At 70.0% G+C, this 25,809-nt stretch carries 26 protein-coding genes and 1 pseudogene; 14 read left to right on the top strand and 13 right to left on the bottom strand.

Annotated elements, in window-relative coordinates; all coding sequences use genetic code 11:
• Positions 1-90: 90 nt before the first annotated feature.
• The 3 genes from ACIRR9_RS27915 to ACIRR9_RS27925 all read left to right on the top strand — a co-directional run bounded on the left by ACIRR9_RS27915 (position 91) and on the right by ACIRR9_RS27925 (position 2,419).
• A complete protein-coding gene (locus ACIRR9_RS27915) occupies positions 91-1,128 on the top strand; it encodes a hypothetical protein (protein ID WP_403757083.1) in 1,038 nt (345 codons plus the stop codon).
• A 129-nt stretch (positions 1,129-1,257) separates the two neighbouring features.
• Positions 1,258-1,683 carry an SsgA family sporulation/cell division regulator gene (locus ACIRR9_RS27920; RefSeq protein WP_403757086.1) on the top strand — a complete coding sequence of 142 codons (426 nt, stop codon included), beginning with the start codon at positions 1,258-1,260 and terminating at the stop codon, positions 1,681-1,683.
• Between the two features lie 67 nt (positions 1,684-1,750).
• Positions 1,751-2,419 carry a DUF2238 domain-containing protein gene (locus ACIRR9_RS27925; RefSeq protein ID WP_403757089.1) on the top strand — a complete coding sequence of 223 codons (669 nt, stop codon included), beginning with the start codon at positions 1,751-1,753 and terminating at the stop codon, positions 2,417-2,419.
• Here ACIRR9_RS27925 and ACIRR9_RS27930 read toward each other — a convergent pair.
• Positions 2,404-2,889, bottom strand: coding sequence for a DUF6328 family protein (locus ACIRR9_RS27930; protein ID WP_403757092.1), 486 nt, complete (start codon positions 2,887-2,889; stop codon positions 2,404-2,406). The two genes, ACIRR9_RS27925 and ACIRR9_RS27930, sit on opposite strands and share 16 nt — an antisense overlap.
• Before the next feature lie 96 nt (positions 2,890-2,985).
• Positions 2,986-3,969: an aldo/keto reductase gene (locus ACIRR9_RS27935; RefSeq protein ID WP_403757095.1), complete on the bottom strand. Its 984-nt coding sequence runs from the start codon at positions 3,967-3,969 to the stop codon at positions 2,986-2,988.
• 139 nt (positions 3,970-4,108) lie between these two features.
• Between ACIRR9_RS27935 and ACIRR9_RS27940 the strand changes: the two genes are divergently transcribed.
• Positions 4,109-5,827, top strand: coding sequence for a cholesterol oxidase substrate-binding domain-containing protein (locus ACIRR9_RS27940; protein WP_403757098.1), 1,719 nt, complete (start codon positions 4,109-4,111; stop codon positions 5,825-5,827).
• 29 nt (positions 5,828-5,856) lie between these two features.
• A pseudogene (locus ACIRR9_RS27945) lies at positions 5,857-6,150 on the top strand (transposase); the annotation flags it as partial.
• Between the two features lie 120 nt (positions 6,151-6,270).
• Here ACIRR9_RS27945 and ACIRR9_RS27950 read toward each other — a convergent pair.
• Together ACIRR9_RS27950 and ACIRR9_RS27955 are read right to left on the bottom strand one after the other, a co-directional pair.
• Positions 6,271-6,933 (bottom strand): response regulator, encoded by a 663-nt coding sequence (locus ACIRR9_RS27950; RefSeq protein WP_403757101.1) that lies wholly within the window; start codon positions 6,931-6,933, stop codon positions 6,271-6,273.
• Complete coding sequence (locus ACIRR9_RS27955; RefSeq protein WP_403757103.1) at positions 6,930-8,129, bottom strand: sensor histidine kinase; 1,200 nt, start codon at positions 8,127-8,129, stop codon at positions 6,930-6,932. Before ACIRR9_RS27955 ends, ACIRR9_RS27950 begins: the two co-directional genes overlap by 4 nt.
• Before the next feature lie 189 nt (positions 8,130-8,318).
• On the opposite strand from ACIRR9_RS27955, the gene ACIRR9_RS27960 reads away from it, so the two are divergent.
• On the top strand, positions 8,319-8,915 hold the full coding sequence (locus tag ACIRR9_RS27960; RefSeq protein WP_403757105.1) for a hypothetical protein: 597 nt from the start codon (positions 8,319-8,321) through the stop codon (positions 8,913-8,915).
• A gap of 77 nt (positions 8,916-8,992) precedes the next feature.
• Here ACIRR9_RS27960 and ACIRR9_RS27965 read toward each other — a convergent pair whose 3' ends face one another.
• The 5 genes from ACIRR9_RS27965 to ACIRR9_RS27985 all read right to left on the bottom strand — a co-directional run bounded on the left by ACIRR9_RS27965 (position 8,993) and on the right by ACIRR9_RS27985 (position 14,518).
• Positions 8,993-9,907 carry an IS982 family transposase gene (locus ACIRR9_RS27965; protein WP_403757108.1) on the bottom strand — a complete coding sequence of 305 codons (915 nt, stop codon included), beginning with the start codon at positions 9,905-9,907 and terminating at the stop codon, positions 8,993-8,995.
• A gap of 85 nt (positions 9,908-9,992) precedes the next feature.
• A complete protein-coding gene (locus tag ACIRR9_RS27970; protein ID WP_403757111.1) occupies positions 9,993-10,931 on the bottom strand; it encodes a MerR family transcriptional regulator in 939 nt (312 codons plus the stop codon).
• Between the two features lie 220 nt (positions 10,932-11,151).
• On the bottom strand, positions 11,152-11,739 hold the full coding sequence (locus ACIRR9_RS27975) for a TetR family transcriptional regulator (protein WP_403757114.1): 588 nt from the start codon (positions 11,737-11,739) through the stop codon (positions 11,152-11,154).
• Entirely contained in the window at positions 11,736-13,229 is a 1,494-nt protein-coding gene (locus tag ACIRR9_RS27980) for an MFS transporter (RefSeq protein WP_403757117.1), read from the bottom strand. Before ACIRR9_RS27980 ends, ACIRR9_RS27975 begins: the two co-directional genes overlap by 4 nt.
• 98 nt (positions 13,230-13,327) lie before the next feature.
• Complete coding sequence (locus tag ACIRR9_RS27985) at positions 13,328-14,518, bottom strand: FAD-dependent monooxygenase (protein WP_403757120.1); 1,191 nt, start codon at positions 14,516-14,518, stop codon at positions 13,328-13,330.
• A 343-nt stretch (positions 14,519-14,861) separates the two neighbouring features.
• Here ACIRR9_RS27985 and ACIRR9_RS27990 point away from each other — a divergent pair, with 343 nt between their 5' ends.
• The gene (locus ACIRR9_RS27990) at positions 14,862-15,263 is read left to right on the top strand and encodes a tyrosinase cofactor (RefSeq protein ID WP_403757123.1); all 402 of its coding nucleotides are present in this window, start codon (positions 14,862-14,864) and stop codon (positions 15,261-15,263) included.
• Between the two features lie 35 nt (positions 15,264-15,298).
• Positions 15,299-16,129: a tyrosinase family protein gene (locus ACIRR9_RS27995; protein WP_403757126.1), complete on the top strand. Its 831-nt coding sequence runs from the start codon at positions 15,299-15,301 to the stop codon at positions 16,127-16,129.
• Here ACIRR9_RS27995 and ACIRR9_RS28000 read toward each other — a convergent pair whose 3' ends face one another.
• Together ACIRR9_RS28000 and ACIRR9_RS28005 are read right to left on the bottom strand one after the other, a co-directional pair.
• Entirely contained in the window at positions 16,130-16,843 is a 714-nt protein-coding gene (locus ACIRR9_RS28000; RefSeq protein WP_403757129.1) for a ribonuclease H, read from the bottom strand.
• A 46-nt stretch (positions 16,844-16,889) separates the two neighbouring features.
• Positions 16,890-17,684: a VOC family protein gene (locus ACIRR9_RS28005; protein ID WP_403757132.1), complete on the bottom strand. Its 795-nt coding sequence runs from the start codon at positions 17,682-17,684 to the stop codon at positions 16,890-16,892.
• Between the two features lie 147 nt (positions 17,685-17,831).
• Between ACIRR9_RS28005 and ACIRR9_RS28010 the strand changes: the two genes are divergently transcribed.
• The 4 genes from ACIRR9_RS28010 to ACIRR9_RS28025 all read left to right on the top strand — a co-directional run bounded on the left by ACIRR9_RS28010 (position 17,832) and on the right by ACIRR9_RS28025 (position 22,513).
• The gene (locus ACIRR9_RS28010) at positions 17,832-18,839 is read left to right on the top strand and encodes a zinc-binding alcohol dehydrogenase family protein (RefSeq protein WP_403757479.1); all 1,008 of its coding nucleotides are present in this window, start codon (positions 17,832-17,834) and stop codon (positions 18,837-18,839) included.
• A gap of 228 nt (positions 18,840-19,067) precedes the next feature.
• Complete coding sequence (locus tag ACIRR9_RS28015) at positions 19,068-20,510, top strand: family 2B encapsulin nanocompartment shell protein (RefSeq protein WP_403757135.1); 1,443 nt, start codon at positions 19,068-19,070, stop codon at positions 20,508-20,510.
• A 17-nt stretch (positions 20,511-20,527) separates the two neighbouring features.
• A complete protein-coding gene (locus ACIRR9_RS28020) occupies positions 20,528-21,580 on the top strand; it encodes a family 2 encapsulin nanocompartment cargo protein terpene cyclase (RefSeq protein WP_403757138.1) in 1,053 nt (350 codons plus the stop codon).
• Positions 21,581-21,628: 48 nt separating this feature from the next.
• Positions 21,629-22,513: a geranyl diphosphate 2-C-methyltransferase gene (locus tag ACIRR9_RS28025; protein ID WP_403757141.1), complete on the top strand. Its 885-nt coding sequence runs from the start codon at positions 21,629-21,631 to the stop codon at positions 22,511-22,513.
• A 60-nt stretch (positions 22,514-22,573) separates the two neighbouring features.
• Here the strand turns inward: ACIRR9_RS28025 and ACIRR9_RS28030 are convergent, their stop codons facing one another.
• Positions 22,574-23,056 (bottom strand): VOC family protein, encoded by a 483-nt coding sequence (locus tag ACIRR9_RS28030; protein ID WP_365338947.1) that lies wholly within the window; start codon positions 23,054-23,056, stop codon positions 22,574-22,576.
• Between the two features lie 89 nt (positions 23,057-23,145).
• Between ACIRR9_RS28030 and ACIRR9_RS28035 the strand changes: the two genes are divergently transcribed.
• A complete protein-coding gene (locus ACIRR9_RS28035) occupies positions 23,146-24,348 on the top strand; it encodes an epoxide hydrolase family protein (RefSeq protein WP_403757144.1) in 1,203 nt (400 codons plus the stop codon).
• Between the two features lie 6 nt (positions 24,349-24,354).
• Here the strand turns inward: ACIRR9_RS28035 and ACIRR9_RS28040 are convergent, their stop codons facing one another.
• Entirely contained in the window at positions 24,355-24,723 is a 369-nt protein-coding gene (locus ACIRR9_RS28040) for a helix-turn-helix domain-containing protein (protein WP_403757147.1), read from the bottom strand.
• Between the two features lie 74 nt (positions 24,724-24,797).
• On the opposite strand from ACIRR9_RS28040, the gene ACIRR9_RS28045 reads away from it, so the two are divergent.
• A complete protein-coding gene (locus ACIRR9_RS28045) occupies positions 24,798-25,592 on the top strand; it encodes a class I SAM-dependent methyltransferase (protein ID WP_403757480.1) in 795 nt (264 codons plus the stop codon).
• Positions 25,593-25,809: the final 217 nt, after the last annotated feature.

The raw sequence follows: 25,809 nt of genomic DNA on the forward strand, positions 1-25,809 counted from the left end.
CTTCGACGGTGTGGCAAACCCCGGCCAATGGGTCGATATAGGCTGCCGTTCTGTACATACGCAGTCCGGCAGCCTTCAGGAGTGTCCTCCGTGACCCTAGCGATCGACCCGTCCGAGACGTCCACCGAGTCCCCGGCTCCTCTGTCCGACCTGGTGGCGCGGGACGCCCGTGAGTTCGGCGCCTATGTGCGGACCGGGAGCTGGACGTTCGGTCTGATGGTGGCCCGCAGTGTGCGGCCGGGCGGACAGGGCGCGGAGGAGACGCCGAAGGTGTCGGCGAAGGAGTTCGCCGAGCTGGCCGGCTGCTCCCCGGAGCGGGTCATGCGCTACTACAAGGCCTGGGACCGGGCGGCCGACGACGGTCTGGTCCCGCACTTCGAGGCACTGACCCCGGGCCAGGAGGTCGAACTCCCGGACTCCGAGGTGTGGTTGAGCTACTACGTCTCCCGCAGCAGCGCCACCTCCGAGCGCGGCGCCGCCATCGCCGAGGCCGCCGAGGCCGAGGGCATCCGGCCCACGAAGGCCCTGGAGGTCGCGGAGAACCCGACCGCGCTGCGCGCCGCGATCCTCGCCGACCCGTCCACCGCGCGTGCCGCCCGCTCCGCGCTCCTGGACCGGATCAAGGAGGACCCGGACCTGCAGACCGTGCTGGCCCGGGACGTGGTGCGCACCGCCGACCTGAAGAAGGCCGTGGCCACCGAGAGCCGCTCGGCGGACCGCATCGGCTATGTCCGGCAGATCGCCGAGTCCGGCCAGATCAAGACCCCGGCCGGGCAGACCGTCGACGCCCCCGTCGAGCTGCGTCAGGAGGCCGAACGCCATCTGTCGCTCCTCGACGAACTGGACGAGGACGAGGACACCGGCGAGTGGGCGACCGACGCCTACGACACCATGAAGAACCTGGTCGTCGAGGCGGTCGAGGCCGACCCGGAACTGCGTGTCCAGGAAAAGCGCACCAAGTTCTACAGCAGCCTGCAGAAGGCGACCAAGGCGTTCGAGGAGCTGACCTTCGACGACGCCCAGGACTTCTACGAGGACGACATGGTCCAGCGCCTGGAGGACCTCCAGCAGGCCATCGGCTCCTGCCTGGCCGCGCTGCGCGGTACGAAGGGCACGGAGGGCGCGTAAGTGGGCCGGGCCCCGCGGATCGCGCCGGTCTCCCGGGCCCCGTGGGGCAATTCCGCTCCGGATTGAGCATTTTCCACGTGGGAGGGGTACTAGAGGGCACCAAGCCGATCGTTCTCGGAGGCCTCTCGCGTGAACCCCGTCGTGCACAGGACCCTGGTGGTACAGCTCCGCGCGGACGGGACGGGCCGGTGCCCCGTCCTGGCCCATCTGGCGTACGACGCCGACGACCCGTTCGCCGTCACCGCGGTGTTCGCCCTGGACGGCAGGGTACTCGCCCGGTGGCGGCTGGACCGGGAGATGCTGAACGACGCTCTGAGAGAGCCGGTCGGGGTCGGGGACGTACGGCTGCGCCCCGTACGGCAGGGGCGCTGGAGGGAAGTGCGGATGGATTTCCTCGGCGAGAGGCTGCCTGGCGGCGAGCGGCACCATGCGGTGGTGTTCGTGTGGGCTCCGGCGCTCGCCGCCTTCCTGAGCGACACGTACATGGCGGTGCCGCCCGGCCGGGAAGAGGTCCGCGTGGACGACGTACTCGCGGAGATCCTCGCCACCGGCTGAGTAGCCGTACTCATGTTCCGCCCGAGCGCTGCGGCCACGATGGGGCTCCCACGAGAAGGAGTCCGCCATGACCGCAGTCCACCCCGACCCGCGCCCGTTTCCGCACCGGGTCGCGCGCCGTGTCCCGCCCGCCGCGCTCGCCGCAGTGGTCGTGGCCGGCATGGCCGTGTCCGCGTGGGGCGCCCGGGACCGTACGACCTGGTTCCTGGAGACGGTGTGGGTGCTGGTCGGACTGCCGCTGGTGGTGCTGGCCCGGCGGCGCTTCCCGCTCACCGGACTGCTGGCCGGGCTGCTCGCGGCGCATGCGCTGGTGCTCGCCGTCGGCGGTCACTACACCTATGCCGAGGTGCCGGTGGGCGACTGGGTGCGTGACACCTTCGGCCTGGCCCGCAATCCGTACGACCGCTTCGGCCACCTCATGCAGGGTTTCGTGCCGGCGATCCTGGTCCGGGAGCTGCTCACCCGTACCTCTCCGCTGCGCGGCAGCCGCTGGCTGGCCCCGCTGACCGTGTGCGCGTGCCTCGCGTTCAGCGTGTTCTTCGAGCTGCTGGAGTGGCTGGCGGCGGAGATCGGCGGACACGGAGCGGACGCCTTCCTGGCCACGCAGGGCGATGTGTGGGACACCCAGTGGGACATGTTCTGCGCGCTGATCGGGGCGACGGCGTCACTGCTGCTGCTCAGCGGGGTGCACGACCGTCAGGTGCATGCGCTGGAGGCGGCTCAGCGGGTGGTGTGACGGCGCCGGGACCACAGCGGCAGGCCGTACCAGCACACCAGGTACCAGACCACGACGACCGCGACCACCCAGGTGACAAGGCTGCCGTCGGTGGCCACCCGGAGGATCAGCACCAGGGAGGCGGCCATGGTGGCCAGCAGCAGGAACAGGCCTACCGAGGTCAGCCGGGCGGCCAGCCGTACCGCCTGCGGCTTCACCCTCCGGCCCGCGACCAGCCGGTGCAGGGACACGGGACCGATGAGGGCTCCCGTGGCGGAGGCGCCGAGGACCACGGTGCCGATGTAGATCGTCTTGTCGGTGTGGGACAGCTCCGTGTACTTCTGCTGGAAGACCACGGTGAGCAGGAAGCCGAAGAGGATCTGCACACCGGTCTGGGCGACGCGCACCTCCTGGATGAGCTCGGTCCACATCCGGTCGGCGCGCTCCTCCTCCGTCTCGTCGCGGCCGGTCCGCCGCGCTGGCTCGCTCATGCGGTGCGGGTAACCGCGCGGAAGATCGTTCAAACGGGGGGGGCAGGGGCCGGACGGCCGGGAGCGGTGGTGTGCGTACCGCTCCCGGCGGATGGTCTACCAGCGGTTCTCGACCTGGTCCTTGATCCGGCGGTCGTAGAGCTCTCGGATCGCGGTGACCGTCTCCGCGGGCAGCTCCGGGAGCTTGGCGGCGGCCGCGTTGGCGCGGGCCTGCTCCGGGTTGCGGGCGCCCGGGATCACCGTGGTGACACCCGGCTGGTCGATGATCCAGCGCAGGGCGAGCTGGGCCGGGGTGTATCCCTCGGGGGCGAGGGCGGCGAACTCGGCGGCGGCCTCGACGCCCGTCGTGTAGTCCACGCCGGAGAAGGTCTCGCCCTGGTCGAAGGCCTCGCCGTGCCGGTTGTAGGTGCGGTGGTCGTCGGCCGCGAAGACGGTGTCCTTGGTGTACTTGCCGGACAGCAGACCGGAGGCGAGCGGCACGCGCGCGATGATGCCGACGCCGGCTTCCCGGGCCGCCGGGAGCACCTCGCGCAGCGGCTTCATCCGGAACGGGTTGAGGATGATCTGGACGCTGGCCACGCCCGGGCGGGCGATCGCGGTCAGCGCCTCCTCGCAGGTCTCGACGCTGACCCCGTAGGCGGCGATCCGCTCCTCCTCGACCAGCGTGTCGAGGGCGTCGTACACCTCGTCGGAGGAGTAGACGGGGGTCGGCGGGCAGTGCAGCTGGACCAGGTCCAGGCGGTCCACGCCGAGGTTGCGGCGCGAGCGGTCGTTCCACGCGCGGAAGTTGTCCAGGACGTAGTTCTCCGGGATCTGGTCGACCCGGCGGCCCATCTTGGTGGCCACCAGCACATGCAGGTCCGGCCTGCCGCTCAGGAAGCCCGCGATGGTCTGCTCGCTGCGTCCGTCGCCGTACACGTCGGCGGTGTCGAAGAAGGTCACCCCAGACTCGGCCGCCGTCTCCAGGACGGCGAGGGCGTCCTTCTCGTCGACATCGCCCCAGTCGGCGCCGAGCTGCCAGGTGCCGAGGCCGACGACAGATGCCCGCTGTCCCGACCTGTCGATTACACGTTCGTCCATGGCGCCAGTCTGTCATCCGCCGCCGACAACGCTGTCATGGGGCGGTCCGACCCCGCCCACCTATGAATCCTTCACTCACACGGGTGATTGTGTTCGACAGAAATCGGATGTGCGTCAACCGGACACCTAGCGTGTCGGCGTGACTGATGGTTCAGAGAACAACAAGTCCTGGAACGACGGCTGGAGCCGCCGTGGTTTCCTCCGGTCGGCCGCCGCGCTGACCGCCGTCCCGGTGCTGCTCGCGGCGGATCCGGCCGTGGCCGCCGCCGAACTGCCCGGCTTCCCGGCGGATGTCGCCCTGTACCGGTCGGCTTACCGCAACTGGGTCGGCGAGATCACGGCGGACGGGCTGTGGGCCTGTGCCCCGGCCGACGCCGGTGAGGTGCTCGCGGTCGTCGACTGGGCCTGGCGCAACGCCCGGCGGGTACGCGCGCGTGGCTCCTCGCACGGGTGGTCGCCGCTGACCGTCACGGAGGGGACCACGGCCGACGACAAGGTGCTGCTCGTCGACACCGCGACACATCTCACGGGGCTCTCCGTGGAGTCCGGTTCGGGTGGCTCGGCGGTACGGGCGGGGACCGGGGTCACCCTGGAAGCGCTGCTCACCTTCCTGGCGGACCACGGTCTCGGGCTCACCGCCGCACCCGCGCCCGGCGACCTGACGCTCGGCGGCGCACTGGCGATCGACGCGCACGGCACCGCCGTACCGGCCGACGGGGAGGAGCCGCTGTCCGGACACACCTACGGCTCGCTGAGCAATCTGGTGCTGTCGCTGACGGCGGTCGTGTGGGACGAGGGCACGGGGACGTACGTCCTGCGGACGTTCCGCCGCGACGAGGCGGACTGCGCGGCCCTGCTCACACACCTCGGCCGGACCCTGGTGACCGAGGTCGTGCTGCGGGTCGGGGCCGACAGCGATCTGCGGTGTGTCAGCCGGACCGACATCCCGGCCGCCGAACTCTTCGCGGCGCCCGGTTCCGGCGGGCGGACCCTCGACACCTTCCTCAGGCGGTCCGGGCGCATCGAGGCGATCTGGTTCGCCTTCACCGAGTACCCGTGGCTGAAGGAGTGGAGCGTCACGCCGACCAGGCCGCTGACCTCGCGGCACGTCACCTCGCCGTACAACTACCCGTTCTCCGACAACGTCCCGACGGTGGTCGCCGACCTGGTGGGGCGGATGGTGTCCGACGCGGCCTGGTATCTGGCGCCGGTACTGGGCAACGCGCAACTGGACGTGGCCACGGCCGGGTTGGTCGCGACACTGTCCGCGGACATCTGGGGGCCGTCGAAGAACACACTGCTGTATGTGAGGCCGACGACGCTGCGGATCAACGCGAACGGGTACGCGGTGCTGACCGAGCGCGCCGAAGTACAGCGGGTGGTGGCCGAGTTCACCTCCTTCTATCGCGAACGACTCACCGCTTACGCGGCGTTGGGGCGGTTCCCCGTGAACGGGTCGGTGGAGATACGGGTGACGGGACTGGACGACCCGGGGGATGCCGGGGTGGCCGGCGCCCAGGTGCCGTTGCTGTCCGCGCTGCGACCGGAGGGTGGGACCGCCGATACGGCTGTGTGGCTGGATGTGCTGACGTTGCCGGGGACGCCTTATGCGGAGGCGTTCTTGCGGGAGTTGGAGACGTTTCTGTTCGAGAGGTTCGAGGGGACTCGGGTGGAGTGGTCCAAGGGGTGGGCTTATACCGAGTCCGGTGTGTGGAGTGACGAGGAGGTGATCGGCACGAGGATTCCGGGTTCGTTCGGGGGCGCGGTGTGGAATGCGGCGGTCGATGAACTCGATCGCCTCGACCCGCACGGTGTTTTCGGGAACGGGTTCCTGGACGGGGTGCTTGTGCGTCGCTGAGATCTGCGGGGCGGTGGGGGCTGGTCACGGCCTCGCGATTGCCGGACTGCGATGAGCAGAACCTGCAGCAGTTCGTGAACCAGTCGACGTGGGATCCGATGGCGCTGCAGTGGCGGCTGTTCCTGCCTGAGAACTGGGCGTCGGACACCGCTCGCCGGGGCCTCGCCCGCATCCCGGCGGACATCACACACCGCGAGGAGTGGCGCCTTGCCCCGGGCATGCTCGACACGCCGGCAGGCTGGGGCCTGGGGCCTCCGACCGTGGTGACCGACACCATCCACGGCACCAACGCCCCTCCACGGACGGGCCGGAGGCAGTCACCCGCTCACCTGGCGGCATGGTCCAAAAGCCGCGGCCTCGGCCGAGCAGGGCCGGTGGGACGAGGGCCTGCCGACCGCTGGTCGGCAGGTACAGGTCCGGGCCCGCCTCACTGCTCGGCAGGCTCAGGGGTAGAGGCCGGCCCGGAAGGTGAACGAGACGAGTTGGGCTCGATCACGTGCACCGACCTTCGTCATGGCCCGCACCGCATGCGTCTTCACGGTGAGCGGCGACACCGACATCTGGGCCGCGATCTCGTCGTTGCCGAGACCGCTCGCGACGAGAACGACCACGTCTCGCTCCCTGGGTGTCAGGGCGTCGAAGCGTCGCAGGAGTTCCTGGTCGATCACCGGGGGCGGGCTGTCGGTCATGTGACCGATGAGCGCGGCCGTCGCGGCGGCCGACAGCGCACCGCCACCGCCGACGACCTCGGTGATTCCGGCGACGAGTTCAGCGGGGCTCACGGTCTTGCTCAGGAAACCGTTGGCGCCCGCGCGAAGGGCGGCGAGAACGATGTCGTCCTGGTCGAAAGTGGTCAGCACGATCACCCGCAGCTTTTCGGGTGGGTGCTCTTTGCGGATCCGGCGGGTGGCTTCGACACCGTCGATGCCGGGCATCCGGATGTCCATCAGGACCAGGTCGACCGGGTGGTCCCGGAGAAACGGGACGACCTGGAGTCCATCGGAGAGATCACCCACAACGACGAGACCGGGGTCGAGCCGGAGCATCGCTTTGATGCCGGCCCTTATCTCCTCCTGGTCGTCGACGATCAGAATCCGCGTGTTCATACGACGGCTCCCAGGGGGCTGAACTCCGCATGGACCCGGAATCGCCCGTTGTCACTGACGATCGTCAGCCGCCCATGGGAGGACTCGACGCGTTCGCGCATCCCCACCAGCCCGAATCCGCTGCCCGAGCCGGAGCCGCGCAGTGAGTGACCGACACGGTTCTCCACGGTGACGCAGATCCTGCCGTCACGCTCGTGGACATCCACCGTTGCCGCCCCCTCTCCATGCCGGTAGGCATTCGTGAGTGCTTCCTGAACGACCCGGTAGACCGTCACGCCGACGCTGGGCTCCACGAAACCGGCGGGGATGTCGATGGAGGGCCGGACGTCGAGGCCGATGCTCTCGAAAGATGCGACAAGGCCTTCCAGGCCGCTGAGCGCCGGGGTGGGCCGGAGCGCCTCGTCGTCGGAGATGTCGTCTCCGAGGCGGAGGAGCGCGAGGATCCGTTGCGTCTCGACGACGACGGTGCGGGCGCTGGACCTGGCCGAGACCAGGGCCTGCCGGGAGGACTCGGCGTCTTCGGGCAGCCCGATCTCCGCGGCGCCGAGATGCATGCTCAGCATCGCGACCTGGTGGCCGATGACGTCGTGGAGGTCCCGGGCGATGCGGAGCCGTTCCTCGGTCACCCGTCGAGTGGCTTCGATCTCGCGGGTGGCGATGGCGCTTTCGGCCCGTTCCTCCAAGGTGCGCCAGTGCTCTCGATGGATGCGCAGCGCGGCTCCTGTCGCACCTCCTGCCACGGCTGAGAAGAGTGCGGCGGCTCCCACGACAGCGCCGCCACGGAATCCTCCCAGCGTCATGAACGCCCCCAGGAAGAACACCGCCACGATGCCGGTTCCGGCCAGCGGCTGCTTCCCCCTGAGGGTGACCGAGAACAGCACGAGCACCGCCATCATCCACACCGACAGGGGGTCGTGGCCCACCGCTGTGACGGCGAAGGACGCCGTGCTCGCCACGACCAGTCCTGCCCACGGCATCCACCATGAGAGGGCGACACCGCCACCGGCGAGGAGCACGGAGAGGGCCGTCGGCCAGTCCGACCCTCGCAGGATCACTGCCACGATCTGGCCGGTGAACACCAGCGCGGCCACCGAATAGGCGACGACATGCAGCGCCTCGGGGCGGCGGACCCACAGGGGTGCCACGGGCCCGTCCGGATTGTTCTGCGCCTTGACCATGGCCTGATTCTCGTCCACGTGTGCTGCAGCCGTGTACTTCGAATGATGTAGACGGCCCGGTCCGGGCCATGGAGACGGCAGAACTGGTTCGATCCGAAGTGGATGTCAGAACTACTTCGTTCGAAGTACACCGCCCGTCCCGAGGCCGCTGAGACTCCTCATCGAGGCAACCGTCTCAGGCCATCACGATCACATACGGGACACCCGATGACGCAGACCACCATGACGTCGAACACGACCACGACCGGGACCACGCCCTCCGGGCTCCGATCTCTCCACCTGATCCGAGTCGCCTTCTCCCTGATCTGGGTGACACTCGTCGTCACGACCTCGGCCTCGCTCGTGTCGACGGACAGGCCCACAGTGATCGCGGCCGTGCTGCTGGTCATCTACCCCCTGTGGGACGTCATCGCCACGGTCCTCGAGCGTCGCATGGCCGGCACCGGCGCCACGGACCGCGTCGGTACCACCAACATGGCTCTCGGCCTCGCCACCGCCGCCGGGATGATCATCGCCGTCTTCTTCACCATCGGGACAGCCCTGCTCGTGTTCGGCATCTGGGCCCTCCTTGCCGGAGCGATCCAGCTCGTCGTGGCCATCCGGCGCCGACGCACCGTCGGTGCCCAGTGGCCCATGGTCATCAGCGGTGGACAGTCCGTCCTCGCCGGTGCCTCCTTCGCGGCCATGTCCGCCTCGGCGACGAGCAGCCTGTCCACCGTCGCCGGATACTCGGCCTTCGGTGCCTTCTGGTTCCTTGTCTCCGTCATCGCCCTGAGCATCCGCAGCCGACGCGAGAAGCGCTGACCACCGTCGTCCGAGCCACCGGCCCCGACACCGGACTCATTCGTCTAGATGAATGAGTCCACGGGGTGTTGTTGCGGTCAGTGATCGCAGGCCGTGAGTGATCGCTTGATGGGCTGTCCAGTTTGGTCGTTGTGCCAGATCGCCGCTGTGAGTGCGAGGATCCGGCACAAGACCCGGGCTGACACCCCTGCAGCGCTCTTGCCGCCGTGTCGTTCCAGGTCGAGCTGCCCCTTGAAGGTCTGATTGATCGACTCGATGACCTGCCGCAGCGGTTTGAACAGGTGCGCCCCGGCCCGCTCGGCTTCCCCCTTGCGGGCTGGCCGCAGCAACTTCAGGTGACGCCCGGCAAGGCCGTGCTCGAACTCGCGGCCGAAGTAGTTCTTGTCCCCGATGATCGTCTGCCCGGGGTGAACGGCGAGGACGTCTGGCGCGGTATCGAGCATGTCGCGCAGTGTTTCGCGCTCGTCCGCCTTGGCCCCGGTGAGTGCGAACAGGACCGGCAGTCCGCCGAGTGTGCACACCAGGTGCAGACGCAGCCTCCAGGAGTATCGCGAGTGTGATCCGCAGTAGCCGTACTGGGCCCAGCCTGCCAGGTCCGAGCGTTTGGCCGTCTCACGGGAGCAACCGCAACCGACCGGTGTGGAGTCGACCAGCCACACATCGTCGCTCCACAGTGAGGTATCGCGGGCCACGATCCGGATCATGCTGGTGAGCAGTGAGAACGCGGCGCGCAGCCGCTTGTTGTAGCCGGACTGCTGGGGCACGTAGGGAAACAGGTGGCCGAAGTCCCGCCCGACGCGGCGAAGCCAGCGCCGCTCAGAGGTGTATCCGGGCAGCGCCGACATGACCGCGAGCGTGATCAGCTCGGCGTCACTGAGCGTGGGCGTGATTCCGACGGCAGGCCGCCACGGCGCCAGCCACGGCGAAGCCTTCAACTCGTCGTCGATCCGGGCATAGAGTGCCGTTGCGAGGGTGTCCAGGTCGTCAGTCACACATCGACGTTGGACGCCCTTGTCTCATGTCCGCAGGCGATCCCCTGGACTCATTCAGGGATCCGGGGCGTGCCCACTGCAGTGACTATGCGGCACGGTCATTTCGCAGGGCCTGGATGAGCCAGGGGTACACCGGGATCAGGTTCGGTACTACCTGCCAGCCGTTGACGATCCACACCAGCCGCCAGTATCGGTCTACCCGGGGATCGTGCGCTTCTTCGAACTGCTGGGCCATCCAGTCCCGGAATTCCGTGTCAGGGGTGCGCGCGAGCACCTCGGCGAAGCGGTGCACGAGGTCGTCGATGACGGGTGTGCCCCTGTCGCTGAGCGGGTCGATGCCCGACTCCATGGCCTCGGCCACCTTCTGACGGGTGAATTCCATCAGTTCCGCGCCGGCATCGCATTCGATGTCGAGCGGGCGTCCGGCGGCCTGACGTACGGCCGTCCGGCGCATCCGGGCACGGAAATCCTCGTCGCCGACCAGTTCGGCGAGCTCCACCCACGCGGCGACCTGCTCGCTGGTCGGATCATCGGGGAGGTCGGGAGTGGCAGCGCGAACCATGGCCACCGCGGTCGGGTCGGCATCCACTGTGCCGAAGGTGCCATCCACGAAATCGTCGATCAAACGTCGGCGTTCCTCGCCGGACAACTGTGTGAGCCTGTGCATGAGTGTGGTCTCCTCAGGACTGGACCCGCGTCTGGCCACGACTCGCAGAACGCTCCGACGCAGTTGCAGCACCCGGATCTGGACGTCCATGGCGTCGGCGTGCGCCGTGGCGACTTCCGCCACCGAAAGCTCGCGGTCCAGTACCCGTTGAATAGTGGCCAGGTCCATGCCCAGCTCGCGCAGTGTGCGGAGGAGTTCCAGACGAAGCAGTGCGTCGAGGTCGTAGAGCCGGTAACCGGCGGGGCTACGGGTGGTCGGCGCTACCACCCCCGAATCGGAGTAGAACCGGATGGTCCTCACAGACAAGCCGGTCCGCCGGGAAAGCTCCCCGATCGAGTAGAGGGTCGTAACGTCCATGTCCCCAACTCTGCTGTCTCCAGTCACTGGAGACTCAAGGCCATTCCCAAGCAGGGCCCGACCACGAGACGTCCTCCGAGTTGCTGGAGCATGCGTTGCGCGCTCTCCGCTGACCGCCAGGATGAAACGGGCACGCCTTGCACGTGCTGGGCGAGCGATGGCAGCGACTGCGACACCGCTCGCTGGCGGCCTACGGCTACGAGCCCTTGGACTCAATCGTCTAGGGCGTCAACTGGGCCTGGACCGCCGGGCCGTAGCGGTCGGCGATGTCGGTGATCGCCGATTCGCGCAGGCGTGGGCCACGGGCGATGCCGTACATCACGCCGAGGCCGATGAGCTGGGCGACGGCCAGTTCGGCGCGCAGGCCGGGATCGGGGCCGGTGAGCCGGGCGGCGAGGGCCTCGACCACATGGGCGCGGAAGTTGGCGCGCAGCACGTCCCCGTGGTCGCCGTGCAGGGGTGCGAAGACGATCCGCAGCAGCGGGTCGGCACCGCGGTCGCGCTGGCTCTCCAGGACGTGCCGGACCATGTGGCGGCCGAGCTCGTCCAGGGGGGCGTCCAGGAGGGCGGCCGCGTCGGTGTCGAAGGACATCACCCGGGCGAACAGGCCGTCCTTGTTGCCGAAGTACTTGAGGATCAGCGGCGCGCTGACGCCGGCGCGTTCGGCGACGTCCTTGAGGGTGATGTCGGCGTGGGCGTGCCGGGCGAGAAGGTGGCGGGCGGCCTTGAGGATGGCCGCCTTGGTGGCCTCCGCGTCCCGGCGGGCGGGCGCGGCGGCGGTGCCGGTTCGGGTGCTCACGGCACTCATGCTCCCTCCAGCGCGTCGTCCCGGGCGCCCTGGGTGCGGCCCCGGGCGCGCGGGGCGTCGTCCGGGGCCTTGTCGCCGGGTATGGACAGGGCCGCCGCGCTGGCCGCGAGCGCGACGGCGCAGGCCATGGCGAAGGCCAGGAGGTAGCCGTGCAGCGTGGGGATGGATGCGCCGCCGACGAGGCTGGTGTGGTGGGTGAGTACGGCGGCCACAGCAGCGCTGGAGGTGGCCTGGCCGATGGTGCGCATGAGGACGTTGACGCCGTTGGCGGAGGCGGTCTGGCTCGCCGGGACGGCCCGCAGGATCAGCGTGGGCAGCGCGGAGTAGGCGAGAGTGGTGCCGGTGGCGACGACGGTGGCGCCCAGGATGATCATCCAGAGGTCGCGGCTGTCGGCGATGCGCACCACGTATCCGCAGGCGATGACGGCGGCGCCGAGGGCGAGGGTGACGCGCGGGCCCCGGGATGCCGAGATCCGGGCGGAGACCGGGGAGAACAGCAGCATGGTGACGCCACCGGGCAGCAGGCAGAGGCCGGTGGCCACGATGGACAGGCCGAGACCGTAGCCGGTGGCCTTCGGTGCCTGTACCAGCTGGGCGGTCACCAGGGAGTTGGCGTAGAAGGCGAACCCGGTCAGCAGGGCGGCGACATGGGACAGGCCGACCCGGGGGCGGGTGACGAGGTGCAGGTCGACCAGGGGCCGCTCGGTCCGCAGCTGCTGCCACCACCACAGGACCAGGACGAGGGCCGCGGCGGCGAACAGTGCCAGGACGCGCGGGCTGCCCCAGCCCCACTGGCCGCCCTGGGAGACGCCGAGCAGCAGACAGGTCAGGCCGACGGCCAGCCCGAGCGCGCCGAGCACGTCGAACCGGCCCGGCTCGCGCACCGGTGACTCCCTGATCGCCCACCACACGCCCGCCACGCCGAGCGCTCCGAGGAGGCTGGTCAGCCAGAACATGGTGTGCCAGTCGTAGTACTGCACCACCAGCGCGGCGAGCGGCAGGCCGAGCGCGGCCCCGATGCCGACGGTGGAGCTCATCAGCGCCACCGCCGACCCCCGGCGCTCGGCCGGCAGTTCGTCGCGCAGGATGCTGATCGACAGCGGTACGACGGAGGCCGCGGCGCCCTGGAGCGCGCGGGCGGCGATGAGCACGGCGATGTCCGACGACAGGGCGCACATCACCGAGCCCACGGTCATCAGGGCGAGGGCCCCGGTGAGTACCCGGCGCTTTCCGTACATGTCACCGGCCCGGCCGAGCACGGGGGTGAGGACGGCCCCGGAGAGCAGGGTGGCCGTGACCGTCCAGGAGACGGCGCCGGCCGAGGAGTGGGTGAGCCGGGGCAGGTCCGGCAGCAGGGGGACGACCACCGTCTGCATGACGGCCATCAGGATCCCGCCGAAGGCCAGTACCGGGATGGTCAGCCGCTGCCGCAGCCGGGGCGGTGCGGCAGGCGGGCCCACGGGGCTGACGGTCGGGGCGGGCTGGTCCATCGGCACTCCTGCGGGCGGCACGGAAAGGAAGGTGAATGTGAATTCACCCTATCGGGTGAATTACCTTTCACCAACGCCGTTCCACCGCCACGCGACGCCTACGAACGCACGTGCAGAGCCCGCGCCGCCCGCGGTCCGAGCCACCGCTTGATCCGGCGCAGCACCTCCAGCCGCCCCGCCGCCTTGTCCAGGCCGTAGTAGAGCTGCGGCGGTACGTACGGGAGCAGCGGTGAGTGCCGCTGGCCGAGCAGGGCGAACATACGGTGCGGGGGCAGGTCGATGTAGCGGGGCAGGCTCTCGTACCACCGGGCGCTGAGGCGGGCGGCGCTCTGGGCGGAGAGCAGTTCGGCCTTGCGCTGCCGCTCGTAGGCGGCGAGGGCCTGGGGCAGGGCGCCGTGCCGGCGCAGGACGTCGGCGAGGCACATGGCGTCCTCCAGGGCGAGGGTGGTGCCGGCGCCGATGGAGTAGTGGGTGGTGTGCGCGGCGTCGCCGAGCAGGACGAGATTGCCGTGGTGCCAGGTGCGGTTGGTGAGGGTGCGGAAGGTGGGCCAGGCCGCCGAGGAGCCGCCGATCAGGGCGTGGCCGTCGAGGATGTCGGCGAACAGCTTCTCCAGCACGCCGAGTTGGCCGCCCTCGTCCATCGCGTCCAGGCCGAGGCCGGTGAGCGTCTCCGGGGCGCACTCGATGACGCAGGTGCTGTTCGCGCCGTCGAAGGGGTAGCCGTAGCACCAGACCCAGCCGTGCTCCGTCTCGGCGAAGGCGAAGGTGAAGGAGTCGAAGACCCTGGTGGTGCCGAGCCAGACGTAGTGGTTGCGGCCCTCGGCGAGCTGCGTGCCGAAGTCGTCGCCGTGCCGGGTGCGCAGGGCGCTGTGGATGCCGTCCGCCGCCACGACCAGGTCGGCCTCGGGGAGGCTCCCGGGCGCGATCTCGTCCTCGAACTCCAGCCGCACCCCGAGGGATCGGGCCCGCTCGGCGAGGATCTCCAGGAGGCGGTGGCGGCCGATGCCGTGGCCGGGATCGCCGGGCTGCCGGGTGACCTGGCCGCGGACGTGGGCGACGCCCTGGTGCCAGCGCACCGAGCTCTCCTCGATGGCGCGGGCCGACTCGGGGTCGTAGGTGTGCAGCCTGTCGAGCAGGGCCCGCCAGTAGGTGACGCCCCAGCCGTAGGTGGAGCCCTCGGGGTTGCGTTCGTGGACGGTGATGTCGTGGGACGGGCTCTGCCGTTTGAGCAGGATCGCGAGATACAGGCCGGCGGGCCCGCCTCCGACGCAGACGACCTTCACGCACACACCCCTAAGAATCACCGAACGTGGTCAATTGGCACCGCAGGGTAGCAGCGCGCGTGCACCCGGCCGGGTTTGCGAATCGCGCCAGTTTGACGTCGTGAGCCACGCCACCCGGTCGGCGGACCACCGCAAAAGATCACCGGAAATCCCGGCCCCGAGCGCGGATCTTCCCGCCCGGGAAGCGGCGACGACACCATGACAGCAAGATCATCTTTGTTCAATCTTGTATGACATGTAGTCAATTGTCCTGATCGTAGCCAACCCGATCCGGGCGATTTCTCCCGCTCCGGAACCGGCGGATAGGCATACGGGGTCATCACCCGCACCCACCACAGGAGGCATCCGTATGCCCGAACTCACCCGCCGTCGCGCGCTCACCGCGGCGGCCGCCATCGCCGCCACGGCCGGCACCCAGGCACTCGTCGCACCCGGTGCCGCCGCAGCGGATCACCGGCACGGGGGATCCCTCGAACCCTTCGACGAGGTCTACAAGGGCCGCCGGATACAGGGCCGTCCGTCCGACGACATGGGCGGCATGGCCGGCATGGGCGGTGGTCACCACCATCAACACGGCACCGGATACGCGGTGTTCGTCGACGGCGTCGAGCTGCACGTGATGCGGAACGCGGACGGCAGCTGGATCAGCGTGGTCAGTCACTACGACCCGGTGCCCACTCCGCGCGCCGCCGCCCGTGCCGCGGTCGACGAGCTGCAGGGCGCCGCGCTGCTGCCGTTCCCGGCCAACTGACCGCCCCCGCAAGGACTTCCGGAGCCTCGAAGCACATGACCGTACGCAAGAACCAGGCCGCTCTGACCGCCGACGAGAAGCGGCGGTTCGTCGCCGCCGTCATCGAGCTGAAGCGCGGCGGGCGTTACGACGACTTCGTCCGCACGCACAACGCCTTCATCATGTCCGACACCGACGACTCCGAACGCACGGGCCATCGTTCGCCGTCGTTCCTGCCCTGGCACCGCAGATTCCTGCTCGACTTCGAGCAGGCGCTGCAGTCGGTGGACCCCTCCGTCGCCCTCCCCTACTGGGACTGGAGCGCCGACCGCACCCTGCGTGCCTCGCTGTGGGCGCCGGACTTCCTGGGCGGCGCCGGACGCAGCTCGGACGGGCGGGTGATGGACGGGCCGTTCGCCGCGGCGGGCGGCAACTGGCCGCTCAACGTCCGGGTGGACGGCCGTACTTATCTGCGCAGGTCGCTCGGGACGAGCGTGCGCGAGCTGCCGACCCGGGCCGAGGTCGACTCCGTGCTGGGTATCGCGACGTACGACATGGCGCCCTGGAACAGCGCCTCGGACGGCTTCCGGAACCATCTGGAGGGCTGGCGCGGGGTCAATCTGCACAACCGGGTCCATGTCTGGGTCGGCGGGCAGATGGCCACCGGGGTCTCCCCCAACGACCCGGTGTTCTGGCTGCACCACGCCTTCATCGACAAGCTGTGGGCCCAGTGGCAGCGCCGGCACCCCGGGGCGGCCTATGTGCCGGGCGGCGGGACACCGGACGTGGTGGACCTGGACGAGACCATGAAGCCGTGGAACGACGTGCGGCCGGCCGATCTGCTCGACCACACGAAGTTCTACACGTTCGACACCCTGGAGGCCTGATCAGGCCTCCGCGGTACGGCACTCCGGGTGGCCCCAGCCCTGCCCGTTCTTGGCGATGGACTCGCCCGCCGCGTAGGAGCGGCCGCACAGGCAGCGCCCGGCGAACTTGGCCTTGATGGTGCGGGAGGAGGAGCCGGCCGCCACCTTGCCGGCCGCCGTCTTGCGGGGTGCCGCCTTGCGGCGCGGGGCCGCACCGGAGGCGGCGGACGTGGGCGACGGCGGCGGTACCGGCGAGCCGAGGACACTGCCCGCGGCCTCCTGGACCGTCGCCGCCTGGCTGGCCGCACGGTCGGCGAAGTCGTTCAGCGGGTCGCCGTCGACCTGGTGGGCGGGAACGTAGCGGAAGTCGACGGTGCGGCCGCCGAGGAGTTCGTCGATGCGGACGACCAGGTCCTGGTTGGCGACCGGCTTGCCCGCGGAGGTTTTCCAGCCGTTGCGCTTCCAGCCGGGCAGCCAGGTGGTGACCGCCTTCATCGCGTACTGCGAGTCCATCCGCACCTCGAGGGGCACGTCCGGGTCGGTGGCCGCGAGCAGCCGTTCCAGGGCAGTCAGTTCGGCCACGTTGTTGGTGGCCTTGCCGAGCGGGCCCGCCTCCCAGCGGGCCGGAGTCGCCGCGTCGTCGGACACCACCCAGGCCCAGCCTGCCGGTCCCGGGTTTCCCTTAGAAGCCCCGTCGCACGCGGCCACCACTCGTTCACGCATGGGCCCGATCATGCCACGGCCGGGCGGGGTGCCCGGCCGTGGTCCGCATCCGCCCTGGTCAGACGTCCTTGACCTGAGGCATGTCACCCTCGGTGGTGGTGATGTCGATCACCGAGAAGTTGGCGCCCTGCGGGTCGCTGAGCGCCGCGAACCGGCCGAAGGGGCTGCTCATCGGACCGAAGCGGAGCACCGCGCCGAGCTTGGTGGCCTTGGCGACCGCCTCGTCGCAGTCGGCGACGGTGAAGTACACGTTGATGTAGGAGGGCACCTCGGGCGGGAAGTCGTCGGTCATCCGCATCCGGCCGAGGACGGTCTGCTCGCCGAGGTCGAACATGCGGAAGTCGACGTTGTCGTCCTCGATCTGCTTGGACGTGTAGGGGAAGAGGGCACCGAGGAAGGGGTCGGTCTTCTCGGGCTCACGGGTGAAGACCTCCGCCCAGCAGTAGGCGCCGGGCACCGCCGTCGCCTCGAAGCCCTCGTGGACACCGCCCTGCCAGATGCCGAACACCGCGCCGCCGGGCTCCCGGGCCAGGCACATCGTGCCGAACTCGCCGACCTGCATCGGCTCCATCAGCACCTCGCCGCCGTGCTCCCGGATCCGCTCGGCGGCGGCCGCCGCGTTCGGCGAGGCGAAGTACAGGCACCACTGCGACTGCCCCTCCTGGCCGGGCATGGGCGGTACGACGGCGGCGACGGCCCTGCCGTCCGCGTAGGCCTGGGTGTAGTTGCCGTACTCGGAGGACGACTCGCCGAACGTCCAGCCGAGCACCTCGCCGTAGAAGGCCTTGGCGCCCTCCAGGTCGCTGAACATCGCGTCGGTCCAACAGGGGGTGCCTTCAGGTTGTACGGCCATGGCCGCGGCCCTTCCGATCGAGCGGATTCTCCCGGTTCCTCACGCTATCCATCCGGCGGTCCGCCCGCGCGCCGAACGGTGGACTCCGGCGGACACTGGGAGGGGGTCCACGGCCTTCGGCGGACGGGGCGCGGTATGGCGGACGTGATGCGGGCATGGTCGGTGGTACGGCCCGCGCTGGTGGAGGCGGAGCTGCTCCGGCTCGTGGAGCGGCCGGTGCCGGTGCCCGGGGCCGACGAGCTGCTGGTCCGGGTGCTGGCCTGCGGGGTGTGCCGTACCGATCTGCATGTCGCGGAGGGCGATCTGCCGGTGCACAGGGCCGGGGTGACACCGGGGCACGAGGTGGTCGGCGAGGTCGCGGGCATGGGCGCCGAGGTGGCGGACTTCACGGTCGGCGACCGGGTCGGGGTGGCCTGGCTGCGGCGCACGGACGGGGAGTGCGGGTACTGCCGGCGGGCCGCGGAGAACCTGTGCCCGCACTCGGAGTACACCGGCTGGGACGCCGACGGCGGTTACGCGGAGTACACGACGGTGCCGGCCGGTTTCGCCTACCGGCTGCCCGGCGGCCTCGACGACACGGCACTCGCACCGCTGCTGTGCGCCGGGATCATCGGCTACCGGGCGCTGCGCCGGGCCTCGCTCCCGCCGGGCGGCCGGCTCGGCCTGTACGGCTTCGGGGGCAGCGCCCATCTCTGCGCCCAGGTGGCCCTCGCCCAGGGCGCGACCGTGCATGTGCTGACCCGGGGTGCCGAGGCCCGGCGGCTGGCCCTGGAGCTCGGCGCGGCCTCGGCTCGGGACGCCTACGAGCAGCCGCCCGAACCGCTGGACAGCGCGATCCTGTTCGCGCCGGTCGGCGACCTGGTCCCGGTGGCGCTGCGCGCCCTGGACCGCGGCGGGGTGCTGGCGGTCGCGGGCATCCACCTCAGCGACGTACCCCCGATGAATTACGAACGCGAACTGTTTTACGAACGCGAGCTGCGCAGTGTCACCTCGAACACCCGTGCCGACGGGCGGGAGTTCCTGGACCTCGCCGAGCGGTACGGAGTGCACGCGACCACCCACACGTATCCGCTCTCCGAAGCCCCGAAAGCCCTGCAAGACCTCAAGGCCGGGCGCTTCGACGGGGCTGCGGTGCTGGTGAACGACCTTTCCTGAATCCAATCCTCCGCCCGCCCGGGCACAAGAGCGGGCGACCGGCGCGTGATCATGCGACGCGCCCCTTTCCGCACCGGGCAAGGTGTTTGCGCAACCAAGGCAGACAACCGCCCCATTTGCGCCGTACCCGGAGATCACCCGGACTGTTTGGCTTGTCGGTGCGCACCACCACCTCGCACACCACCGACCTTTCGGGTCACCTGTGTTCACCGCTCTGCTGGAGGGAATGTGTCCACACCGGACAGCGTCATCGGTTCCGCCGTCGACGAGCCCGAGCCGGATCCGACCGCCGACGGGCAGCTCACCAGTCTGAGCACCCGGGCGGCACGCCAGCTCGCCACGACCACCAAGTCCGAACCGCAGATGCAGGCCATCACCTCCCGGTGGCTGCTGAGGACACTGCCGTGGGTGGACGTCAGGGGCGGCACCTACCGGGTCAACCGGCGCCTCCAACTGCGCACCGGGCGCGGCCGGGTGAGCTTCGAGCAGAACGGCGGGAACGACATCCGGGTCATCCCGCAGACCCTCACCGAACTGCCGATCCTGCGCGGTTACGACGACCCGGACGCACTGACCGAGCTCGCCGGCCGTTTCCAGCCCCGCGAGGTGCGCGCCGGGCAGGTGCTGTTCGAGGCCGGGCAGCCGGTCACCGAGACCTACCTGGTGGTGCACGGCCGCTTCACCCGGTACGCGGCCGGCAAGTACGGCGAGGAGGAGGTCGTCGGAGTCGTCACCGACGGCGACCAGATGGGCGACGAGGCGGTCGGCCAGACCGACCCGCTGTGGCTCACCTCGGTCCGGGCGGAGACCGCCGGGGTCGTGCTGGCGCTGCCCTGGTCGGTAGCCGAGGAGATCATGGAACGGGTGCCGTCGCTGGGCGCCCATCTCCAGGCCTATGTGGACCGGCAGCGCCTCCCGATGAACCGCAAGGGCGAGGCCGAGGTACCGGTGCAGGCGGGCCACAGCGGCGAGCCGACGCTGCAGGGCGGCTTCGTGGACTACGACCTCGCGCCGCGCGAGTACGAGCTGTCGCTCACCCAGACCGTGCTGCGGGTGCACTCCCGGGTGGCCGACCTCTACAACCACCCGATGGACCAGACCCAGCAGCAGCTGCGCCTCACGGTCGAGGAGATCCGCGAGCGCCAGGAGTGGGAGCTGGTCAACAACCGGGAGTTCGGGCTGCTGCACAACATCGACTACGGGCAGCGGATCAGCTCCTTCACCGGGCCGCCCACCCCGGACGACATGGACGAGCTGATCTCCATGCGCCGCAAGACCAAGGTGATCCTGGCCCATCCCAAAGCGATCGCGGCCTTCTTCCGGCAGTGCAACCGGCGCGGTCTTGTGCCCCCGAGCGTGAACGTGGACGGGCACGAGATCCCGGCCTGGCGCGGGGTCCCGATCTATCCCTGCAGCAAGATCCCGATCAGTGACGACCACACCAGCAGCATCATCGCGCTGCGCACCGGCGAGGCCGACCAGGGTGTCGTAGGCCTCTACCAAACCGGCATCCCGGAGGAGTTCCAGCCGGGTCTCAACGTCCGCTTCATGGGCATCAACGAGCAGGCCGTCGTCAACTACCTGGTCACCGCCTACTACTCGATGGCGATCCTGGTCCCCGACGCGGCCGGGATCCTGGAGAACGTCCAGCTCGGCCGCACCGCCGACTGACGGCCTGGAGCACATCCATGAGCACAGCCACCACCTCCTACGTCCTGCCAGGGCCGCCGAACCTCGCGCAGAGCCTGCGCCCGGCCAGACGCACCGGGGCGATCCCCGGACTCCACTACCGGCCGGCCGTGCCCGCCGACCCGGCGAAGGCCACCGAGCTGGACGACCGCCTGGAGACCTGGGCCCGTGAGCTCGACCTGTTCCCCGAGGCGTGGAAGGGGGACTTCTCGGACTTCCAGTTCGGCCGGGCCGTCGTACTCCAGCATCCGGGCGGGCTCGACCTGGACCGCCTGACCGTCGCCGGCAAGCTGCTGCTCGCCGAGAACATCGTGGACTCCTGCTACTGCGAGGAGGACGAGGGGCGGGGCGGATCGCGGCGCGGGCTCGGCGGCCCGCTGATCATCGCCCAGTCGGCTCTCGACCCCTTCCACGGCGTCCCGGAGCTGGAGGAGGAGTGGCGCGCGGGCATCGGGGCCGACGGTCCGCTGCGCTCGTACCACTTCGCCCTCACGGACTTCGCCGCCTTCGCCACACCGAGCCAGACCGACCGGTTCGTGCACGACATGGCCCGGCTGCACCTCGGCTATCTCGGCGAGGCGGCCTGGATGGAGACCGGGTACACGCCACGGGTCTGGGAGTACCTGGTGATGCGGCAGTACAACAACTTCCGGCCCTGTCTGTCGATCGTCGACGCGGTGGACGGCTACGAGCTGCCCGAACCGGTCTACGCCCGCCCGGAGATCCAGCGGATCACGGCCCTGGCCTGCAACGCCACCACGATCATGAACGACCTGTACTCCTTCACCAAGGAGCTGGCGAGCGATCCGGACCACCTGAATCTGCCCCAGGTGGTGGCCGCCAACGACGGGCACGGGCTGAAGTCGGCCTATCTGAAGTCCGTCGGCATCCACAACCGGATCATGGAGGCCTTCGAGGAGGAGTCGGCCGCTCTGGCCGCCACCTCGCCCGTCGTCGCGCGCTACGCGGAGAGCCTGGCCGCCTGGGTCTCGGGCAACCACGAGTGGCACTCCACCAACACCAACCGCTACCACCTGCCCGACTACTGGTAGCCCACGACCAACCCGGAACACCGTCAGAACCACTTCGAGGAGCAACTGTTGACCACCGCCCCTGTCGCTCGGAAGACCACCACGTCAGCCCCGGTGCCGACCCAGTCCAGGTACCAGAACAGCGTCGCGGACTACTGGAACGCCGAGGAGAACCCGGTCAACCTCGAACTCGGAAAGATCGACGACCTGTACCACCACCACTACGGCATCGGTGAGGCCGACTGGTCGGTGCTCGACGAGACCGACCCCGCTCTGCGCAAGGAGCGGATCACCGGCGAACTGCACCGCCTGGAGCACGCCCAGGCCGAACTGCTCGCCTCCCACCTCGGCGCGCTCACGCCGGCCGACCGGGTCTTCGACGCCGGCTGCGGCCGGGGCGGCGGCAGCATCGTGGCCAACCTGCGCTACGGCTGCCGCTCCGACGGGGTCACCATCTCCGCCAAGCAGGCCGACTTCGCCAACGACATGGCCCGCAAACGGGAGGTCGGCGACAGGGTCCGCTACCACCACCGCAACATGCTGGACACCGGCTTCGAGACGGGCGCGTACGCCGCCTCGTGGAACAACGAGTCCACGATGTACGTCGAGCTGGACCTGCTGTTCGCCGAGCACGCCCGGCTGCTGCGCCGCGGCGGCCGCTACGTCACCATCACCGGCTGCTACAACAACACCTACGGGCAGGCCTCTCGCGAGGTGTCCCTGATCAACGCGCACTACATCTGCGACATCCACCCGCGGTCGGAGTACTTCCGGGCGATGGCGAAGAACCGGCTGGTGCCGGTCCATGTGGAGGACCTCACCCAGGCGACGATCCCATACTGGGAACTGCGCAAGCAGGCCGAGCACCTGGTGACGGGGGTCGAGGACGCGTTCCTCACCGCGTACAAGAACGGCAGCTTCCAGTATCTGCTGATCGTGGCCGACCGGGTCTGACCCGGCGGCGGTGCCACGAGGGGGCGGTGTCCGCGGACACCGCCCCCGTCCCCGTACGGCTCACTCCCCCGCGTACGCCTTGCGCAGCGCGGCGATGTCCAGCTTGCCCATGGAGTACATGGCCCGGGTGGTGCGCGCGGCCTTCTCCGGGTCGGAGTCGCCGATCATCTCGATCAGCCCGTCCGGGATGACCTGCCAGGACACGCCGTACCTGTCCTTGAGCCAGCCGCAGGGGCCGGGCTCGCCGCCGTTCTCGGTGAGCTTGGCCCAGTAGTGGTCGACCTCCTCCTGGCCGTCGCAGTAGATCTGGAAGGAGATCGCCTCGCTGAACCTGAACTGCGGGCCGCCGTTGATGGCGACGAACTTCTGCCCGTTGGCCGTGAAGTCGACGGCCAGCACGGAACCCGGCTCCCCCGGTCCGGCCTCGTTGTACCGGCCGACCTTCCCGATACTGGAGTTCTTGAAGATCGACACGTAGTAGTGGGCGGCCGCCTCGGCCTGCCCGTCGAACCAGAGACACGTGGTGAATCCGTCGGTGGTCATGGACACCTCCTGGAGCGTGGAACGCGGTCATCTGTACCGACCGGCGCGCACCGGGAAACTCATCGGTCGCCGCCCCTACCATCCGGACCATGACCTCTTCGTCAGGTATCCGTCCCTTCCGCATCTCGATCCCGCAGAGCGACCTCGACGACCTGCACGACCGCCTGGACCGCACCCGCTGGCCGGCCGAGCTCCCCGGCGCAGGCTGGGCGTACGGCGTGCCGACGCCGTATCTGCGGGACCTCGCGCGCTACTGGCGGCACGAGTACGACTGGCGCGCGGCCGAGGCGGAGCTCAACGCGTGGCCCCAGTTCACCACCACGATCGACGGCGCGAACGTGCACTTCGCCCACATCCGCTCCCCCGAGCCGGACGCCACCCCGCTGGTCGTCACCCATGGCTGGCCGGGCTCCGTCGTGGAGTTCCTGGACATCGTGGGGCCGCTCACCGACCCGGCGGCGCACGGTGGGGATCCGGCCGACGCCTTCCACGTGGTACTGCCCGGCATCCCCGGCTACGGCTTCTCCGGTCCGACGACCGAGCCCGGCTGGGAGGCAGGACGGATCGCGGGCGCCTGGGTCGAGCTGATGCACCGGCTGGGCTATGAGCGGTTCGGCGCCCAGGGCGGTGACTGGGGCGCGATGATCTCCCGCGAGCTGGGCCGCGCCCACGCCGGGCGGATCATCGGTGTGCACCTCAATCTGCTGCCGGGCGCGCAGCAGAACACCGAGCCCACGGACGGGGAACTGGCCGCGCTCGGCCCCGAGGAGCGGGCCGACGTCCTCGAGTCATGGCACCGTTGGGAGCGATGGACGAGGGAGGGCACCGGGTACTCGGCTCTGCAGAGCACCCGCCCGCACACCCTCGGGTACGCGCTGACGGACTCACCGGTGGGGCAACTCGCCTGGATCGCCGAGAAGTTCCAGGCCTGGACGGACTGCGACGAGCTGCCGGAGGAGGCGGTGGACCGGGACCGCCTCCTGACCGACGTGATGCTGTACTGGCTGACCGGCACGGCCGCGTCGTCCGCCCGGCTGTACTACGAGCGGGCGCATGCCACCGGCCCCCGCACCGCGAGGCCCACCGAGCCTTCGACGGCACCGACCGCCGTCGCCGTGTTCCCGGCCGAGATCCAGCGTCCGCTGCGGCACCGTGCCGAGCGCACGGAGAACATCGTGCGCTGGACGGAGTTCGACCGGGGCGGGCACTTCGCGGCGATGGAGGAGCCGGACCTGCTGGTGGGCGATGTCCGGGCGTTCTTCCGGCAGTTGCGCGAGGAGAGCGGAGCCTGAGCCCCGTCAGGCCACCAGGCACAGGCCGTTGCAGGGCCCCGACACCGGCCGGCCGACGGCGGCCTTCCGGGTGAACTCGGTCTGGACCAGGGACAGCAGACCGCCCAGGTCGAGGCCGAGTGCGTGGGCCGCGGCCGCGAGGACCTCCGAGGAGGCCTCCTTGCGGCCGCGCTCGATCTCCGACAGATACGGCAGGGAGATCCGGGCCGCGTCGGCGACGTCCTTGAGGGTGCGTTCCTGGTCCAGCCGCTCCCGGCGCAGGACGTCTCCGACCAGGTCGCGCCAGAGCGGCTCCCGGGGCTCGGCGGCCGGCTCCTGCGGACGCAGGGGGATGACGGGCGCGACGCGGGCGTGGTTCGGCGGTTGGCTGCTCACCCCCTCAGCCTAAAAGCATTGGCCCGCGGGAGGGCAGGATCGGCATTCTGCCTTGGGTGGACGCATTGGACTTCATGACACCTGAGCCGGGGTTGCGGGACATCTTCGACCAGGACGCCGAGCTGTACGAGCGGGCGCGCCCCCGCTATCCAGCCTCCCTGATCGAGGAGTTGGTGCGGGTCACGGGGGCCGGGCCAGGGGTACGGGTACTGGAGATCGCCCCGGGCACCGGCAAACTCACCGTCGATCTGGCCGGGTCCGGCTGTTCGGTCACCGGCGTGGAGATCGGCCCGCGGATGGCCGCCGTGGCCCGTCGGCGGCTGGCGGGGTTTCCCGAAGCGGACGTGGTGGTCGCGGCCTTCGAACAGTGGGAGCTGCCGCCGGAGCCGTTCGACGCGGTGGTCTGCGCGACCGCGTTCCACTGGCTCGACCCGGCGGTCCGGGTACCCAAGGCGGCCCGGGCGCTACGCCGCGGCGGACTGTTCGGCGTGGTCGCCACCCACCATGTGGCGGGCGGCACCGAGGACTTCTTCGCCGAGGTCCAGGAGTGCTACGAGCGCTGGGATCCGGCCACCCCGCCCGGGCTGCGCCAGACCCGGGAATCGGACATCGCGACCGACACGGGCGAGTTCACCGGTTCCCCGTACTTCACCGACGTCACCGTGCACGGCCACGCACAGGAGATCACATACACGGCCGACACCTACCTGGACGTGCTCCTCACGTACTCGAACCACCGCGCGCTACCCGAGCCCGCCAGGAACGGGCTGCTGGCGGACATCCGCGAGCTGATCGAGTCGGGCTACGACGGTGCCGTCACCAAGCGCTACTGGCACGAGCTGATCACCGCCGTGCGCGTCGGGGACTGAGGTCCTGCGCCACGGACCGTGACCGACGTCGGCGACTGTTTTCCGCCACCCGGGGGGACAGGACGCATGCGCCGCGTCACCCCGGGTACCCGAACCGTCAAGGCACGCATGGGACGTCCGATTCCGGGTACCCGGGCCAGGGCAAAACCTGGACAGGGCCGGAACGGCACAGGCCGAAGAGGCAGACGCCGAACCGTGACTTACGTGGGAGAGGCAC

The sequence above is a fragment of the Streptomyces sp. NPDC101234 genome, assembly GCF_044767525.1.
Lineage (GTDB): Bacteria > Actinomycetota > Actinomycetes > Streptomycetales > Streptomycetaceae > Streptomyces > Streptomyces sasae.